This is a genomic window from Bradyrhizobium sp. CSA112, from assembly GCF_029051645.1.
GTDB lineage: Bacteria > Pseudomonadota > Alphaproteobacteria > Rhizobiales > Xanthobacteraceae > Bradyrhizobium.
The window spans coordinates 83,496-100,986 of record NZ_JAACFS010000016.1 but is presented as its reverse complement, the minus strand read 5'-3'; the positions used below and the strand labels follow the sequence as shown (position 1 = coordinate 100,986).

Below are 17,491 nucleotides of genomic sequence, written 5' to 3'. Positions count from 1 at the left end.
CGTTAGCGCTGCACGATTTGCCGGCTGCCGGCGTTCGATGCTTGCTGCGGTCCGCGCGAGCCCATCTCCGCAATTTCGGTCTTCAGGAGCGCGCCCGGGCGTACCCGCTGTAGGCCGTTGACGACGATGCGGTCACCGGATTTTAGGCCACCCGTCACGATACGGAGCCCGTCGACGGCGCCGCCGAGCGTTATTCCGCGATAGACCGCGCGGTTGTCGTCGCTGACCACCATAACGAACTTCTTATCCTGATCGGTACCGATGGCGCGCTCGTCGATCATCACCAGCGTCTGTTGCTGAGGCTGGCCCATCCGCACCCGCGCGAACTGGCCGGGGATGAGGCGTCCATCCTTGTTCTGGAATACCGCGCGGACGCGTATCGTGCCGCTCTGGCCGTTGACCTGGTTGTCGATCAACTGGATATGGCCTGTGGCCGATGTGCCGCCAGAGGTGGTCATCTCGACGGGTATTTGATCAAGATTGCCGCGCTTGCCCGAACTATCTGCAATGGAGTTCAGCGCCCGCAGCACGATCTCTTCGTCCGCATCGAAACTCGCATAGATCGGGTTGACAGAGACAAGAGAAGTCAGAACCGGGGAGGCAGTCCCTGCGGCCACGAGATTTCCGACTGTCACCTCGATCTTGCCGACGCGGCCATCGACGGGTGCGCGGACCTCGGTGTAGTCCAGATTGAGCTTTGCAGTCTGCAGCGTCGCTTCGGCCGCCTTCACGTTCGCAATCGCCTCGCGATTGGCGTTCTCGCGCTGATCGAAATCGCGCCGCGTGACGACGGCATTACCGACGAGCTGCGCGCCGCGCTCGACTTCGCTCGCAGTGAAGATCGCACGCGCTTTGGCTGCCTCGAGCTGCGCGCTCGCCTTATCCACTTCGGCGGCGTAGGGCGCGGGATCAATCTTGAACAGGACATCGCCGGCTTTCACCAACGCGCCCTCGGCAAAGTTGGCCGACAGAATCGCGCCAGCGACGCGTGGGCGGAGCTCGACGCGGTTGACGGCTTCGAGACGTCCGGAGAAGTCATCCCACAGCGCGGTCCGACGCGGTTCGATCACCGCGATCGTGACGGAGACGGCCTGCTCGGGTGCGGTCCCTGTGGTCGCCTGGGCCGCATGAAAATAGCGGCCGCTCGCGATCGAACCGGCTGCCGCGAGGACGCCGATGATGGCAACGCCGCCGATAACGTGTCGGAATCGGCTGGAACGGGAGGTATTGGCGGTTGGGGGCATTTGCGCGCTCCATATCTGTAGTGCTCGCTACAGATATGGAGCTGGACGGCACTCTGCAAGATACTTATGTACTGCACACTACGAAAATCTTATGTCGCAAGCCGCAAGACTGGAAATCAAATAAAAGAACCACGATAAATCAGAAGGTTAGAGGATTGAACGCCGAGCGGAAAACGGCGTCGGCTTCAAGGGAGTAACGCGAATGGCCATGGGACGCCCGAGAGAATTCGACGCCGATGCCGCATTGGATCAGGCGATGGAAGTCTTCTGGAGACATGGCTATGAGGGTGCGACCATTGCCCAGCTTACCGAGGCGATGGGCATTAACCCGCCGAGCCTCTATGCGGCATTTGGAAATAAGGAAGGTCTCCTGAAGGCTGCCCTCGACCGGTACACGGCCAAACGTGCGGACTGGATGGAGGGGGTTTTGAGTGCGCCGACCGCCCGGGACGTCGCAGAGCGGATGCTCATGGGTACCGCAGACAGCCAAACCGATCCCGACAATCCGCCCGGTTGCCTGCTCGTGCAAGGCGGCCTTGCCTGCGGTACCGGTTCGGAGAACGTTCCCTTCGAGCTCGCAGCGCGCCGTGCACTGACCGAGGATCAGCTGCGCGAACGCTTCGTCAGGGCGAAGAAGGAGGGCGATCTGAAGCAGACCGCCGACCCTGCCGCGCTGGCACGCTATCTTTCGGCGGTGTCCGCCGGCATGGGCGTGATGGCTTCATCAGGCGCCGATCGCGAAGCACTGCGACAAGTGGCGAACGTATCCGTCAAAGTTTTCGAAGAACAGTCGACGACGTGAGAGGTCATCTCCTTGCCGAGCCGAACTGCGCAACGGACGGCGCGACGTCGATTACCTAAGGAAGAGACGGCATAGCCCGGGCTGGCTAACACAACGGCTGAAACCACCCACGAGATCGCGCTTTCTTGTGGCGTGGCACCCCAACCAGATTGTGCACGTGACGGCCCACTCACATTGATCGCGGGCACCCCTGCGTTTCCAGCAGTGCTGAAGCGACGACATTGGAAAGCGGATCAGTATACTGTTGGATAGTCGCGACAGGGGTCGCGCCCGACCGCCGCTCTGCGATAAGGAAGACGTGATGAACGAGATGATTGGCTACCCCGATCCCGGCCTCGATCTGTCGGACGGCTTCAAGCCGCACACCTCGCACTGGGGCGTGTTCTCGGCGCGTCACAGCGAGGCTGGACTCGAAGTCAGGCCGTATGCGGGGGATCCTGATCCGAACGGCATCATCGGCAACTTCCCCGGCGCGTTGCGCCATCAGGCGCGCATCGCCCAGCCCGCGATACGTCGCGGCTGGCTCGAGCGTGGCCCCGGCCCCGATGATCGCCGCGGCCGCGACGAATTCGTCTCCGTCAGCTGGGAGAAGGCGCTCGACCTCCTGGCTGGCGAGCTATCGCGCATCCGCGACACAAGCGGCCCCGGTGCCGTCTTCGGCGGTTCCTATGGCTGGTCGAGCGCGGGCCGCTTTCATCACGCACAGAGCCAGGTTCACCGCTTCCTCAACATCGCAATGGGCGGCTATGTGCGTTCGGTAAACAGCTATTCCTCGGGCGCGTCCTCCGTGCTGCTGCCGCAGATCCTGGCGGGTTACGAAGACATCACCAAGCGCAACGTCACCTGGGAGCAGATCGCGGCCGAAAGCGAGATCGTGCTGGCGTTCGGCGGCATGGCGCTGAAGAACTCCATGGTGGCCGGCGGTTCGATCAGCAAGCATGTCGAGCGCGGCGCCATGGCCGCGGCGCGCCGGCGTGGCTGCGAGTTCATCCTGGTCAGTCCGCTGCGCGACGATCTGCCCGCGGAGGCCGGTGCCGAATGGATGACGGCCGTGCCCGGCACCGACACGGCCCTGATGCTCGGCATCGTCCACACGCTGGTCAGCGAAGGCCTGCACGATCGGGCCTTCCTCGATCGCTACACTGAAGGTTGGCCGGTCTTCCTGCGCTATCTGACAGGCGAGACTGATGGCCAACCCAAGAGCGCTGAGTGGGCCGCAACGATCTGCGGCATCGACCCTCATACCATCCGAAAGCTCGCGCATCGCCTTGCCGGGCGGAGGGCGCTCATCACGGTCTCCCATTCGCTGCAGCGCGCCGAACATGGCGAGCAGCCGGTGTGGATGGGCATGGTGCTGGCGGCAGCTCTCGGCCAGATCGGTCTGCCTGGAGGCGGCTACGCTTATTCGCTCGGTGCGATCGGCTATTACGGCCGCCGCGTGAACGACGTGCCGGGGCCGACGCTGGGGCAAGGCCGCAATGGTGTCGCGGATTTCATTCCAGTGGCCCGCATCGCCGATATGCTGCTCAATCCCGGCACCACCTATCGCTACAATGGCGAGACACGCGGCTATCCGGACATCCGTCTCGTCTACTGGGCAGGCGGCAATCCCTTCCACCACCACCAGGATCTCAACCGCCTGCGCAAGGCCTTCGCCCGGCTCGACACGCTGGTGGTGCATGAGCTCGCCTGGACTGCCACGGCCCGCCACGCCGATATCGTCCTGCCCTGCACGATGACGCTCGAGCGCGAGGACATCGGTTATTCCACCAACGATCCGCTGATGGTCGCCATGCATCGGATCGCGGAGCCGTTTGGCCTCGCGCGTGATGACTATGAGATCTTCGCCGATATTGCCGAACGTCTCGGCGCCCGTGACGCCTTTACCGAAGGCCGCACGGCACGGCAGTGGCTGGCGCATCTCTACGAGCCGACCCGTGCCTCGCTCGCCGCGCGCGGCCTCCCGGCCCCGAGCTTCGAGGAGTTCTGGGAGCGCGGCAGCCTGATCGTGCCGCAACACCTCGACGACGGCGGTAAGCTGCGCCGCTTCCGCGAAGACCCGATCGCTGATCCCCTTCCGACACCAAGCGGACGGATCGAGATTTTCTCGACGAAGATCGCGGGCCATGGCGATGCGGACTGCCCGGGCCATCCCGTCTGGCTCGAGAGGACCGACATGCCCAAGCCGGGCTCGCCGTGCTTCCTTGTCGCCAATCAGCCGGTGACGCGTTTGCATGGCCAGCTCGACTTCGGCGGACATTCGACCGGGGCCAAACATCGCGGCCGCGAGGTCGCGCGCATGAATCCGCGCGACGCGGACGTTCGCGGGATCGTGGATGGCGACGTCATCCGCCTGTTCAACGGACGCGGAGCCTGTCTTGCCGCGGTGCACATCACCGACGGCATCGCTCCCGGTGTCGTCCAGCTACCGACCGGCGCGTGGTACGACCCGATGGATCCGGAGGAAGAGACACCGCTCTGCGTTCACGGCAATCCGAATGTGCTCACACGCGACATCGGCACCTCATCCTTCGCGCAGGGCTGCACCGGTCAACTCACGACTGTCGAGGTGGAGCGCTTCAACGGCAATCTGCCGCCGATCCGCGCTTTCGATCCGATGTAGCGGAGGTGGCGCCGGCCCCTGACTGGCGGCGCCCGTCCTCTAACAAATCTAGCTCGGTTCGGTTCAGCGCCTCTCCGTTTCCTGCTCTTGCTGGGCCCTTATTCCGCGTCAGTTGTCTTCAGAAGTTGCGCGACTTCCATCAACTTCCGGCGTAACCGCTCATCAGTAATGCCGAAGTAGAGTTCGAGGAGCTGACGCGACTCTCGCTTCGTAACGAGTTCACTCCAATCCTGCGCTTCGGAGGTTTGCTTCGACCCGACGGACTGTCGTTTCTTGGCTTCCAACTCGTCGAAGAACCATGTGATCGGGGCAGCGAGTTGCACGGCAATGCCGTAGAGTCTTGACGCGCTGATCCGGGTTTCCCCAGCCTCATATTTTTGGATGAGCTGAGACGTCAGGCCAAGACGCCTTGCTAGTTCGTCCTGACTGAGGCCGAGGAGGTTGCGCCTAAGACGCAACCGCTTCCCCACGTGTTCGTCGACGTGAGTCGGCTTCTTCGACGAAACCCTGATTTTGGCGCCGCGCCTGTTCGGCGCGCGGGATTTCGATTTCTTCTCGGAAGGTTCAGAAGGCATCAAGCACCGTGGTTGAATTCCTGCCCGGTACAATCAAATGGAACTGCGAACGACGGCATATCAACTCCTGGGTGACACTATCAACTAGAATTATGTCATGCGGGTTACAAATGCACGGATTATTAGGCCTCAACCACACGATGTGAGAACGGCGGGAATTAATCCATGCAGGAACCTCTTCCGACGTCTGGTCGTCTACCCACTCAACTCAAGGTTAAATACGGCCCCGTGGGCCTGCTGGGGCGGTTCTTCCTCTGGGCCGACACCGCTGCAAGGGATCGCGGAGTAACGCTGTCTTTTGGCAGCCTGCAGGACCTCATCGAAGCCAACAGACGCAACTCCGATAGCTGGCGCCCGCTTGTTCCGGCTTTTGACGAGGCTCTGAGCGGCGTTACGCCGGAGACGGCATTTGTCCTGATCGGGCGGAACGAGCATGGGGAGGTCGTCGCAACACAAGCGGCGCGCATCTATGATTGGCCGGAAACGTCTCTGAAGGACGAAGCCGCCTCGCTGCGCGTGTTCTATGCCGATCCTGATGCCGCTTTCGCGCGCGAAGATCGCTGCGAGATCACCGCGCCGATTGCCGAGAAAATCACCGGGCGCGTCGTCTTTTCTGGCGGCATCTGGTATCGGCGTGATTTCAGAGGCAAGGACCTTGGAACCATCCTGCCGCGCATTTCGCGGGCATACGCCTTCACACGCTGGAATAGCGATTTCACGATCGGCATGCTGGGCGATGGCGTCATCGCCGGCGGCCTGGCAGAGCGTGCCGGATACACGAGGATCGAGCTCGGCTGCATCAAACTTGTGGCGTCGCCGCTTGGCGAGATGCGTTGCGGATTAGCCTGGATGCAGACTGACGAACTCCTCGCCGATCTCGCAGCAATCATGGATCGGGCGAGTGTCCCTGTCATTGGGCCCCGCATTGCCGAGGAGGCAAATCAGTGATGTCGCAAGACGAGGCGGTAAATATCCAAACCTTTCGTCCCGAGGATTCAGAAGGGCTTGTCAAAGGGCTGTTCGGTTGCATCGACGGCCGGGACTGGGCAGGGCTTTCCGATTTTCTCCACGACGAGGCGATCTACGAACGACCGGGTTATGAGCCGTTCGTCGGAAAGCCGGCTATCCTGGACTTCTACTTGACGAAACGGATCATTTCGCTCGGCCAGCACCGCGTCGAGAGGGTGCTAAGCGACGGCGCAAACGTTGCGTGCTGGGGCAGCTTTTCCGGCGTTGCCAAGAATGGGCGCAATCTCAGCATTCGTTTTGCAGATGTCTACCGCATCAGGGAAGGGCGGATTGATCTACGCCGGACATTCTTCGACAGCCCGGCGATCTAGGGAAGATTGTTGCTCCCTGAAGTCAAAGACCGAGGCGCCGAGAAGGCATGTTCCCCCGTTTCCCTTGCAGGTGAACGGCAAGATGAGACGCCGATAATGGCAGCGAATGCTATCGTTCCTGTCTGGCCGTCTGATCGTGGCGTCCACCTCGTCCAGGCGCGGCAGCCGCGTCTCCTGGACCCGGCGGTAAATGGCTTGCACCCACTGGCCGTAGTCGTAATCCGGCTGTTCTTCCATCGGCAGGCCCCGCGAATTCTTCCGCCAGGTCTCGCCGTAAATCTCAAAGCCAGATCCGACATCGGTAATCGTCAGGCGGCCATCCAAGGGCTCGACAAGCATGAAGCGCGGACGAAGCGATTCAGGCAACACGTCGGCCAGCGACGCTGAGTCGTAAACCTGCTTCGAATCAATCCATTGCGCGAAAAGCGATGAAAGTGCTCCGTCCGTGTTCGCAAGTATTTCGAGCGGGAGCTCTTTGCTCGTGAACGCGGAAGAAGGTTGCTGATGGCTCGAAGCAATCTGCTCGGCAATGTAGGTGATCGTCTGCGCGAGGCTCGGGAACAGTCTCTCGACGAACTGGTCCGGGTGGGAAATGATGGTGCGCTCGATCCCCATATCAGCGAGGTAGTATAGAACTGCGGCGATGCTCGTCTGGGACACCGTTTCGGACCGGAATCGGACGCGCGCCGCATTGGGAGCGATTTTCGTGACAGCCACAAATCCCAGATTTTCGATGAGGTAGGTCAGAAAATCGAAGTCAGGAATCGAGCAATGCAGGAAACTGCGTAAGGCCGGGGATCGAACGTCCCATGCGCGACCATGGTCGTCCAGAATGATTGTTTGCATGCGACCCCCACCCAACCGAGGAGCAAAGTCGTTCATCTAGCGCTCGTTATTTGGCGCAGTTGCGGCATCTTAGTGATACTCGCTCGGCTAGACATCAAAATTCGATGAACGATTGGCTTCACGCTTTCGTGACGGCGGTCTTCCTGCGATTCCGCTTCGCCTCAGTCGGGCGTGCCGATCTGACTGCGCGAAGTCGGGGCTGAATCAGCTCTCGGTTGCAATGAATTATTGAAGTGGCATCGGCATCCGGCCGCGTGCGCTCCAGATGACTCCACATCAACGAGAATTAGAAATTTAGCTCATCAACTAGAATTAGATATTGACGCCACGTATAAACGTGTCACAACTATTGTTAGTCAAGCGTCATGATGCAGATGGGACGCTCAAGGAGTTCGACATGCAAACGCAAAACCAGTCCGTCGTCGCAAACGGCCGTCGCCATCACGCTGCGTCGGGAGCGGCGGATAAACTTCGCAACCAGATTTGCTGCAATCACGAGCTCTCCTTTCTGATGGAGGCCCACGACGGTCTGTCGGGCGCCATAGCCGAGCGTGCAGGTTTCAAGGGACTCTGGGCGTCGGGCCTGTCGATTTCGTGCTCGCTCGGCTACCGGGACGCCAACGAAGCCTCCTGGACCCAGCTCGTTGATGTCGTCGAGCGCATGGTCGACTCGACTGATCTTCCGGTGCTTGTCGACGGCGATAGCGGCTTTGGCAATTTCAACAACGCGCGCCTTCTGGCGCGCAAGCTGCAGCAGCGTGGCGCTGCCGGCGTCGCGCTGGAGGATAAGGGTTTTCCCAAGATGAATTCGTTCGTCGGCGATCGGCATCCGCTCGCCGATACCGGCGAATTCTCGGGCCGGCTGCGCGCTGTGAAGGATGCGGTGGGCGACGACCTTGTCCTCGTTGCACGGATCGAGGCGCTGATCGCCGGCCACGGAATGGACGAGGCTCTCACGCGCGCCCATGCCTATGCCGAGGCCGGAGCTGACGCCATCCTCATTCATTCGCGCAAGAGCGTGGCGGACGAGATCCTCGCTTTCGCCGGCGCCTGGCAGAACCGGCTTCCCGTTGTGATCGTCCCCACCAAATACTATCGAACGCCCGTCTCCGCCTATCGCGAAGCCGGTATCTCGACGGTGATCTGGGCCAACCACTCGATGCGAGCTGCAATCGCCGGGATGAGAGACATCTGCGGCCGCATTATCGCCGAGCAAAGCATCGCCGGCATCGAAGGCGAAGTCGCCACGCTCGACGAGGTCTTCGGTCTGCTGCGTTACGGCGAACTCGCTGCGGCCGAGGAGCGATACTTGCCGCAGCACAGCGGAAACGGTCACGCAAAAGCGTGATCCTCTGTTCCCCCATCACACGCTATCCCCATAGAAACTTCCCTAACGCGGAGATCGTGCCATGCTTCATTCACCACTAGCGGTGTCAGTACCAACTCAGCTTCCTGAACCTGATATCGCGCAGGTGATCCGATGGCGCGATAGTTCCTATGCGGCCGACCTCTATATTGCGGCCGTCTCGTGGCTCGATCTCTTCACCTATCTCGACCAGGCTCCCGCGACTGAAGCAGAGCTGCGCAGGCATTTTCAGATCAAGGAGCGGCCGACGCGAACGATGATCAGGCTCTTTGAGTCCTGGGGGCTGCTCGACAATGTTGATGGCAAGCTTCTCGCTACGGCGTCCGCGCGGCGCTACTTAAGCCGCAACTCAAGCGAGAACATCTCCTCTTACATCGCTGTCATGAAGTACAAATCTTCTGTCCGGGAGATCTACGACCTATTGCGCCTGGATGCACCTGACACGTGGCATGTTGAGCGTGGCGCCACGGTCAACTGGGACGCGCTGATGCAAACGGATGATTTCGCCGATCTGAATACGCGCGGAATGGAGGAGCGCGGGCGGATTTTTGCTCCCGATCTCGTGCGCCTGCTCGATTGCTCACAGGACACGGCCATTCTCGATGTGGCAGGTGGGTCCGGGGTCTATTCCGCGCATCTGCTCAACCGATATCCCCATCTGTCGGCGACGATCTTCGAGCGTCCCCCGGTCGACCAGCTCGCCACGCGATGTCTTGCCGAGCGCAAGCTTACGGCAGCTAGAGCGCGTGTGATCGCCGGAGATATGTTTGTCGATCCATTTCCAGAGACCGCTTCTCTCCATCTCTATTCGCATGTCCTTCACAATTGGGGACCGGAAAAAGTGCAGATGCTGCTGGATAAATCCTACCAAAGCTTGCTGCCTGGAGGTCGGGTGGCCGTTTATAGCTGCCACCCGGACGACCGAGGCGGTCCTGCGCCGGTCGCGGAGGCAGAATATTCGGTCCTGCTGACCACCAGCTATGAGGGCTGCTGCTACAGCTTCGAGGACATGCGGTCTCTCATGGAAGGCGTCGGCTTTCAGCACGTCGACTATCGCAGGTCGATTTGCAACCGAAGTCTCATCACGGCGCGAAAGCTCGCCAACAGACCTAGCTGAACCTGAACAAGATCGCTGTCTGAAGGCGTTTTGCCTGATCCTGGTCAGCGACGCTGACGGCACCAAACGCTCCGCTCTGTCCGGCGCCGGAAATATCATCCTATGGGGAGAAGAGCTAAAATGACTATGTCGACAACGACACTATTGGGTCTTCTGAAGCAGCAGAAGTACGAGTTTTTTTCCGGAGTACCCTGCTCGAATTTCGCCGATCTGTTTCAGCAGGTATCCTTGGATGGCGATATTACGTCGGTCCCGGCGGCGAGCGAAGGCAGCGCGCTGGCATTCGCCGTCGGCGCGGCACTGGCGGGGCGACGAAGCGTAGTCGCCCTCCAGAATTCCGGGCTGGGAAACATTGTCAATCCGCTGACATCGCTGGTGCAGGTCAACTGCATTCCGACACTGCTCCTGATCTCCGTGCGGGGACATACCGACGAACCCGAGGACGAGCCGCAGCATCGCATCATGGGCGCCAATACCCACGCATTGCTCGATCAACTGGCAATCCCATGGAGCGAGTTCGACGGGACGCCGCAGGGCTTCATGGCAGCTCTCCTGAGGGCTGAAGAGGCATTGCAGCGATCGATCTCGTTTGCGATTTTGGTCCGGAAAGGTCAGCTATCGGCGGGCCTCGGCGTCGTTGTCAACGGGGAGCAACAAGTAGGGGGCTATCCACTCAGCGTCGGATGCGCTCTGGAAATCGTCAGCGAAGCCCTGCGACCGACCGATCTCGTGGTCTCAACGACCGGCTTCATCTCCCGGGAGTTATTTCGCTTGAGCGACCGTCCGGAGAATTTCTACATGCAGGGATCGTTGGGCCATTGCAGCGCGGTGGCTGCGGGGGTCGCGCTCGCGCATCCATCGCGTCGCGTGGTCGCGCTGGATGGTGATGGCGCGGTGCTGATGCATATGGGAGTCCTGTCCACGATCGGGTACGCATCTCCCCGAAATTTCCTGCACATCGTGCTCGATAACGAAGGCTACGTTTCGACCGGAGGGCAGGAAACCACCTCGGTGACTTCCTCGCTGGAAGCCGTCGCCGTGGCGTGCGGGTACCGCGCGGTCAGCCGGTGCGTAACCAGTGCTGAATTGGGCGAGGCGGTCGCGCGAAGCCTGTCGACCGAAGGGCCGCACTTCCTGCTGTGCAAGGTCAATCAATCACATGCGCGCTCGCTACCCCGGGTTACGTCGCGTCACACGCCGGAGGAGAACAAAGAAGCGTTCCAGATCGCGCTGAACCAGCCGCGGGCTTTCCACCTGAAGGCCGCACCGGCGGGAGTGGCTCGGTGAAACATCAGGCGGTCAATATGCTGACCAGCTTCCGCGGCCTCTCATTCGTCATCATTATTTGGAGCACGAACTGGCTTGGGATCAAGAATGTTTTACAGTCTGCGCCGCCGCTGTTTCTCACCGGCATCTGTTTGCTCGGCGGCGCCATCGGGATGGGTGCTGTCCGCCTGTGCCTCGGAAACCCACTCCAGCGCGGTTGTGAAGGGAAGGGCAGGCTTGTCGCGGTGGGTCTCCTTCAAATGGCCGGAGGCCTCGGGCTGGGCCTGGTCGGCTTGCAGTATCTCGATGTCGGTACCAGCGCCCTGATCTTCTATACGATGCCCTTGTGGCTCGTCACGGTCGAATGGACGATCGATCGCCAAATGCAATCGCTGCTCGATGTTATCGCATTGACCTGCGGCATGCTTGGTCTTGGGATGCTGGTGTCGGGTACGACTCCCGTGGCGACATCTCATGACATCCTGGGCCTCGCGTTGTTTTCGATGTCCGCTTTCAACTGGGCGCTGCGAACATGGATCCATAAACGCATCCCTGGCGACCTCGACGTGTGGAACCGTACCGTCTTTCAATTGGCGACCTCAGGAGCAATTGTCATCGTTGCGTCGCTGCTGCTGGAACGTCGGCTTGACTGGACTCAATTGCCGGTACTCGCCTGGCCCCTCGCATTCAACTGCATCGGGGCGACCGGATTGGCATTCCTCACTTGGTACGGCGCGCTCAGCCGCATGTCCTCGCAGATCGCTTCTCAGAGCGTCGTGCTCATCCCTGTCGTCGCGCTGGTCGCGGCTGCCGTTTTGCAACGAGAGACTTCTACGACGTGCGTCGTGGTCGCCTGTGTCCTTATGAGCGTCGGCGTCACCACCGCAATTTGGCGGTCAAGGGCGCCGATCCCTCAGAGTACGGTCTCACGCGCCCTGAAACCTGCGATTGGCAGGGAACATCACATGGAGCCCGGCGATGTTGGATTCGACACGTCTCTATCACCCGATGAAGATCGCAGGAGAGGACGTCCTTGCGGACTCGACTATCGACGTGCGGAACCCTTTTACCGATCAGGTCATAGCTGCGGTGCCACAGGCACGTCCCGAGCACGTTCGGCGCGCCTTCGCGATCGCCCGGGTATTCCGTTCCAGACTCACAAGGCGTGAGCGAGCGCGGATCCTCTTCGCTACAGCAGAGGCGATCGAAGCAAACCGGGACCGGCTTGCGCATCTCATTACATCGGAAAGCGGCCTATGCCTGAAAGACTCGCTGCATGAAACCGCGCGGGCCCAGGATGTCTGGTCATTCGCAGCGCAGGCGGTGCTCCAGGACGATGGCGCGGTTTACGCGGGCGATATCGGAGGGGGTGCGCAGAGCAGGCGCATATTCGCGACCAGGACGCCGCTCCTTGGTGTCATCTCAGCGATTACCCCCTTCAACCACCCCCTGAATCTCGTGAGCCATAAGCTCGCTCCGGCGATCGCGACCAACAACAGAGTCGTGCTCAAGCCGGCGGAGGCTACTCCTTTGACCGCGCTTGCTCTCGCCGAACTGCTTTATGAGGCGGGACTGCCGCCGGAAATGCTGTCAGTGATCACGGGCGATCCACGCTCGCTGGGAGACGCCATGATCAATGACCCGGACATCGACCTGGTTACGTTTACGGGATCGGTGAGCGCCGGAAAGAAAATCGCCGAACGGGTGGGATACAGAAGGCTGGTGCTCGAGCTCGGCGGGAATGATCCTCTGATCGTAATGGATGACGCCGATATCGACCGCGCAGCCCGATTGGCGGTGCAGGGTGCGACCAGAAATTCCGGGCAACGCTGTACCGCCGTCAAGCGGGCCTTGGTCGTCGATGATGTCGCCGATCGCTTTGCCGACGCGACCTTCTCTCTGATGAAGCGCCTCAGGAGCGGAGATCCCATGGATCCCAACACGGACGTGGGGACGGTCATCAACGCGAGGGCGGCGTCGATAATAGCCGGGCGCGTCGAAGCCGCAATTGAAGGCGGCGCCCGCCTGCTGCTCGGCAATACTCCGGAGGGCGCGCTTTACCGGCCGACGCTGCTGGACCATGTCCCGCCCGATTGTGAGCTGGTGCGCGAAGAGACCTTTGGTCCCGTCCTGCCGATCATTCGGTGCCCAGATGACATCGAACACATCATCGCCATTGCAAACTCAACGGCCTTCGGTCTTTCGGCGGCGTTGTGCACAAACCGGCTCGATTACATCACCCGCTTCGTCGATGCCCTCGACGTCGGCTGCGTCAACGTATGGGAAGTTCCGGGATACCGGACGGAGCTGACGCCGTTCGGCGGCATCAAGGATTCCGGCCTCGGCCATAAAGAGGGCGTGCTGGAGGCCATGAAGAGCTTTACGAATATCAAGACCTACTCGCTGCCGTGGTGAGGCAACCTCAATCCAGAAACATCAATCCAGGAGTTTGGACGCGGCCGCTTCATCAGTGACCAGGACCTGGCAAATGCCCGCCAACAGGCCGGCGCGAATAATCGGGACCTTGTGCTCGCCGCCGGCCGCGAGAATCCGATGCCTGATCTGAAGCACGTGATCGATCGGCGGATTGATCGTCCGCTGCACCAGGGGGTGGCGAAGCGGCTTGCCGGCTGAATCGAGGTAGTGACCGCAAATATCCCCGACGGCGCCGGCTTCGAGCAACGAAGCCCAGGTTTCGCGAGAAATGACCTCGTATTCGAGTGCCTTTGATTGCTCGGAGAGGTCGATCGCGCTCAACAGGGCCACGTCGAGGGAGGGCACCATGGCGAGCACGGAACGAACAGGCTCACTCGCGACGAGGATATCCCTTAGCTCCGCAGTCTCGGCGAACATCGGCGCGGTCAGATAATAGCATCGCGCGCCGAGCGCCCGGGCAATCATCGTTGCATTGTCATACGGATTGATCGGCGCGCTTTCGGCCAACCCGCCGGACATCAGCACCACGCGGGTGCCGTCTCCCGATCGCTGCGGCAGGTTTTGGGCTGCAGCATTGATGGTGCCTCCCCAGGTGATTCCCAGCGAACCCGATGGCGGAAGGCACGCGGCGACGTATCGCGCGGCGGCGGCCCCGATGAAAGAACGCACGTCGGTCCCACCCATCGGGACCGGGACCACGATCGCGTGACGCAGACCAAATTTGTGGACCAGCTTTTCTTCAAGTTCGGTGCGCTGACCCGCCGGATCGGCGATCGTGATTTGAACGAAGCCGCTTTCCCGTGCCTCGCCGAGGATCCGGTTGACGCGCTTGCGCGTCATCTTCAGCCGCTGCGCGATCGCGTCCTGGGTCTGACCTTCGCGGAAATAGTACCAGCAGATCTTGGCCACCAAAGCGGCGTCGGCTCGGCCATCGCCGGATTCGCCTTCGTTTGGTGCCGCTTGCGAGCCTCGAATCAACATCCTCTCCCGATCCGCTTCAAGAATCCGCTGTTTGCCTGCTTCCGGGGTGGAATGGCAACTCTTCATACTTTTCCACAGTATATGTCAGTTGTGCACAAATGTACCTCAACCGTCACAAATGTGTTAAGGGGAGCATCTATCTGTGCGCCGAGCTTGGAAACGGGAGACAGTCCATGCGTCGGCTGATCGTCGGATCACTACTGTTGTGCGGCTGGGCAACGTCCGCCCTCGCGCAATTTTCCGACAACAAGATCGTCATCGGAGTAATGGGCGATCAAAGCGGAGTCGTCGCCGACGTCGGCGGACCCGGATCGATCCTGGCTGCCCGCATGGCGGTCGAGGACTCGGGCGGAGCCGCTGGCGGTGTCCCGATCGAGATCATCACTGCTGACCATCAGAATAAGCCCGACGTCGCGTCGGCGATTGCCCGCGAGTGGTTCGACCGGCGCGGTGTCGATGTCATGGTCGACCTGCCGCATTCCGGTGTGGTTTTCGGGTTGATGGCGATTGCCACCGAAAAAAAGCGTTCCCTGATGATATCTGGCGCCGCGAGCGTGGAGATAACCGGAGGGCGCTGCTCCCCCTTTGCCACGCACTGGACTGATGACACCTACTCGCTCGCGCGCGGGACCGCCGCCGCCCTGATGCAGCAGGACCTGAAGTCCTGGTATTTTCTCACCGCGGACTATGCATTCGGCCACGATCTCGAAAAGGACGCCGCGCGCGTCGTCGAGGAGCGTGGAGGCAAGGCGACCGGAAGCGCTCGCCACCCCCTGAGCACGGCCGATTTCTCCGCGCTTCTGCTGCGCGCGAAATCTTCGCAAGCGCAGGTCGTCGCTCTGGCGAGCGCCGGCGCTGACACCGTCAACGCCATCAAGCAGGCTGGCCAGTTCGGTATTATGCGCGGTGGCCAGCGCGTCGCGGCTCTCCATGCGTTCGTCACCGACATCAACAGTGTCGGCCTCGAAGCGGCCCAGGGCCTGATCATCACCACCGGCTTTTACTGGAATGACACCGATGGGACGCGCGCTTTCTCGGAGCGCTTTTTCAAAGCTCATGGACGCATGCCGACCCGTGAGCAAGCCGGCGTCTACACGAGTGTGCTGCACTATATCAAGGCTGCCGGCAAAGCGAAGACTGACGACGCCGCTCTCGTGAACACGGAAATGCGAAAGCTGCCCGTCGACAAATTCGGTCGGCAGGTCCGCATCCAGGAAAACGGTCGCGTCATCTACGATCTCGGCGTTTATCGTGTGAAGACCCCGGCCGAGAGCAAGGCTCCATGGGACTACTATGAGCGTATCGCCACAGTCCCGGCCGACACTGCTTTTCGCTCCATCGATACCGCGGGCTGCGCCGCTCCGAGCGTTCGATGACGACCATCCTTCTCGGTCATCCGCAGCGGGCAGCCGCGCCTATTGCCTCGGCTGACCGAGAACGCCCTGCAACATCGCTGCTGACCGTCCGCGACCTGACGGTTCGCTTCGGTGATTTCGAGGCGCTTCGCAGTGTCTCGATCGATCTCGACACAAGGTCGATCCATGCGGTGATCGGGCCCAACGGGGCAGGCAAGACCACACTATTCAACGTGATCAGCGGCTTTATGAAACCGACCGCCGGCCAGGTTCATTTCGACGGTGCAAATGTGACCGCGGTCTCACCGAACCGTCTTGCGCGGCTCGGGCTAGCCCGGTCGTTTCAGATATGCTCGATTTTCCCGAATCTCTCCGTCGCCGATAATATCCGCACGGCGCTCGCGCTGAATGTGCGGGGTCTGCAGCTCCTGCGCAGCCGTTCGAGACGGGACGAAAATGAAACAAGGGTTCGGGATCTTCTCGATCAAGGCGGGCTGACGGACGAAAGCGAACGCCGGGCCGCGGATCTGCCCTATGGTCGCCGGCGACTGCTTGAGATCGTTACGACGATCGCGATCGCGCCGAAGTTTCTGCTGCTCGACGAGCCGACTGCGGGTCTGGCGCGGGAAGATATCGCGCCGGTCGCAGGCCTGATCAAGACGGTTGCCGCCACCTGCGGTGTCCTTCTGGTGGAGCACAATCTGCAGGTCGTGAAAAGTCTGGCGGCGAAGGTCACGGTGCTCGCGGAAGGCTCGGTTCTTTGTGAGGGCAGCTATGATGAGGTCGCGCGCGACCCTCGCGTGATCAACGCCTATATCGGGGCTGAGCGTCGTGCCTGAGGCGGTTTCGCTGCATCTCTCGAATGTGCAGGCATGGTATGGCGATTCTCAGTCGCTGTTCGGCGTCACCTTCGCGGTTCGGCCGTGCGAGGTGACTTGTCTGGTCGGTCGCAATGGTGCGGGCAAGACAACGGTCCTTCGCGCGATCATGGGTCTACTGCCGCGACAAGCTGGCAGCATTATCCTGTCCGGGCGCGAAGCAAGCGGCATGCGCCCATATGAGCGTACCCGGTTCGGCATCGGCTATTGCCCCGAGGAGCGGGCGATCTTCTCCAGCCTCACCGTCGATGAGAATCTTGCCCTTCCTCCAGCGGTCAGCGCCGCGGGCATGGCCAAGGCTGATATCCTCGCGCTGTTTCCGAATCTTCGCACAAGGGGACGCCACTACGGCGACCAGCTTAGCGGCGGCGAGCAGCAGATGCTCGCCATCGGCCGGATTTTGCGTACGGGCGCGAAGACGCTGCTTCTGGATGAACCCACTGAAGGACTGGCACCGGTCGTCGTGAGGCAGATCGAGCATGCGCTGATTGAACTCAAGCGCCGCGGCTACACGATCCTGCTGGTGGAACAGAACATCGACTTCGTCCTGTATCTCGCCGATCGGGTGGTGGCGATCGAAAACGGTGTGGTTGTGGACGACCTCGAAACCCGAGACGGCGAGCACGTCAAGGCTCGGCTCCTCGAACGTCTTGCGCTGTGAT

At 61.1% G+C, this 17,491-nt stretch carries 16 protein-coding genes; 12 read left to right on the top strand and 4 right to left on the bottom strand.

The window, feature by feature from the left end; genetic code table 11:
• Nucleotides 1–2 precede the first annotated feature (2 nt).
• Nucleotides 3–1,244 (bottom strand): efflux RND transporter periplasmic adaptor subunit, encoded by a 1,242-nt coding sequence (locus GWE18_RS24385; protein ID WP_275188236.1) that lies wholly within the window; start codon nt 1,242–1,244, stop codon nt 3–5.
• Nucleotides 1,245–1,446: 202 nt separating this feature from the next.
• Between GWE18_RS24385 and GWE18_RS24380 the strand changes: the two genes are divergently transcribed.
• Both GWE18_RS24380 and GWE18_RS24375 read left to right on the top strand, forming a co-directional pair.
• The gene (locus GWE18_RS24380) at nt 1,447–2,046 is read left to right on the top strand and encodes a TetR/AcrR family transcriptional regulator (protein WP_275188235.1); all 600 of its coding nucleotides are present in this window, start codon (nt 1,447–1,449) and stop codon (nt 2,044–2,046) included.
• 301 nt (nt 2,047–2,347) lie between these two features.
• Nucleotides 2,348–4,669 (top strand): molybdopterin guanine dinucleotide-containing S/N-oxide reductase, encoded by a 2,322-nt coding sequence (locus GWE18_RS24375; RefSeq protein WP_275188234.1) that lies wholly within the window; start codon nt 2,348–2,350, stop codon nt 4,667–4,669.
• A gap of 98 nt (nt 4,670–4,767) precedes the next feature.
• Here GWE18_RS24375 and GWE18_RS24370 read toward each other — a convergent pair whose 3' ends face one another.
• Nucleotides 4,768–5,244 (bottom strand): helix-turn-helix transcriptional regulator, encoded by a 477-nt coding sequence (locus GWE18_RS24370; RefSeq protein WP_275188281.1) that lies wholly within the window; start codon nt 5,242–5,244, stop codon nt 4,768–4,770.
• A gap of 165 nt (nt 5,245–5,409) precedes the next feature.
• On the opposite strand from GWE18_RS24370, the gene GWE18_RS24365 reads away from it, so the two are divergent.
• Nucleotides 5,410–6,192, top strand: a complete 783-nt coding sequence (locus GWE18_RS24365; RefSeq protein WP_275188233.1) for a hypothetical protein — start codon at nt 5,410–5,412, stop codon at nt 6,190–6,192.
• On the top strand, nt 6,192–6,584 hold the full coding sequence (locus tag GWE18_RS24360) for a nuclear transport factor 2 family protein (protein WP_275188232.1): 393 nt from the start codon (nt 6,192–6,194) through the stop codon (nt 6,582–6,584). The genes GWE18_RS24365 and GWE18_RS24360 overlap by 1 nt, the downstream gene beginning before the upstream one ends.
• Here GWE18_RS24360 and GWE18_RS24355 read toward each other — a convergent pair.
• A complete protein-coding gene (locus GWE18_RS24355) occupies nt 6,549–7,466 on the bottom strand; it encodes a hypothetical protein (RefSeq protein ID WP_275188231.1) in 918 nt (305 codons plus the stop codon). The two genes, GWE18_RS24360 and GWE18_RS24355, sit on opposite strands and share 36 nt — an antisense overlap.
• A 361-nt stretch (nt 7,467–7,827) precedes the next feature.
• Between GWE18_RS24355 and aepX the strand changes: the two genes are divergently transcribed.
• From aepX to phnY, 5 genes are all read left to right on the top strand, one after another.
• A complete protein-coding gene (gene aepX / locus GWE18_RS24350) occupies nt 7,828–8,778 on the top strand; it encodes a phosphoenolpyruvate mutase (RefSeq protein WP_275188230.1) in 951 nt (316 codons plus the stop codon).
• A gap of 61 nt (nt 8,779–8,839) precedes the next feature.
• A complete protein-coding gene (locus GWE18_RS24345) occupies nt 8,840–9,913 on the top strand; it encodes a methyltransferase (RefSeq protein WP_275188229.1) in 1,074 nt (357 codons plus the stop codon).
• A gap of 144 nt (nt 9,914–10,057) precedes the next feature.
• The gene (aepY, locus tag GWE18_RS24340) at nt 10,058–11,200 is read left to right on the top strand and encodes a phosphonopyruvate decarboxylase (RefSeq protein WP_275188228.1); all 1,143 of its coding nucleotides are present in this window, start codon (nt 10,058–10,060) and stop codon (nt 11,198–11,200) included.
• Nucleotides 11,197–12,348, top strand: a complete 1,152-nt coding sequence (locus GWE18_RS24335) for a DMT family transporter (protein ID WP_275188227.1) — start codon at nt 11,197–11,199, stop codon at nt 12,346–12,348. The genes aepY and GWE18_RS24335 overlap by 4 nt, the downstream gene beginning before the upstream one ends.
• Nucleotides 12,233–13,594: a phosphonoacetaldehyde dehydrogenase gene (gene phnY / locus GWE18_RS24330; RefSeq protein ID WP_275188280.1), complete on the top strand. Its 1,362-nt coding sequence runs from the start codon at nt 12,233–12,235 to the stop codon at nt 13,592–13,594. Before GWE18_RS24335 ends, phnY begins: the two co-directional genes overlap by 116 nt.
• A 21-nt stretch (nt 13,595–13,615) precedes the next feature.
• On the opposite strand, the gene GWE18_RS24325 is transcribed toward phnY, so the two are convergent.
• Entirely contained in the window at nt 13,616–14,596 is a 981-nt protein-coding gene (locus tag GWE18_RS24325) for a sugar-binding domain-containing protein (protein WP_275188226.1), read from the bottom strand.
• A gap of 173 nt (nt 14,597–14,769) precedes the next feature.
• On the opposite strand from GWE18_RS24325, the gene GWE18_RS24320 reads away from it, so the two are divergent.
• The 3 genes from GWE18_RS24320 to GWE18_RS24310 are packed head-to-tail and all read left to right on the top strand — an operon-like array spanning nt 14,770 to nt 17,490.
• Complete coding sequence (locus GWE18_RS24320; RefSeq protein WP_342804288.1) at nt 14,770–15,972, top strand: ABC transporter substrate-binding protein; 1,203 nt, start codon at nt 14,770–14,772, stop codon at nt 15,970–15,972.
• Nucleotides 15,969–16,790 carry an ABC transporter ATP-binding protein gene (locus GWE18_RS24315; RefSeq protein WP_275188224.1) on the top strand — a complete coding sequence of 274 codons (822 nt, stop codon included), beginning with the start codon at nt 15,969–15,971 and terminating at the stop codon, nt 16,788–16,790. Before GWE18_RS24320 ends, GWE18_RS24315 begins: the two co-directional genes overlap by 4 nt.
• The gene (locus GWE18_RS24310) at nt 16,783–17,490 is read left to right on the top strand and encodes an ABC transporter ATP-binding protein (protein WP_275188223.1); all 708 of its coding nucleotides are present in this window, start codon (nt 16,783–16,785) and stop codon (nt 17,488–17,490) included. The genes GWE18_RS24315 and GWE18_RS24310 overlap by 8 nt, the downstream gene beginning before the upstream one ends.
• The last annotated feature ends 1 nt before the right edge of the window (nt 17,491 follow it).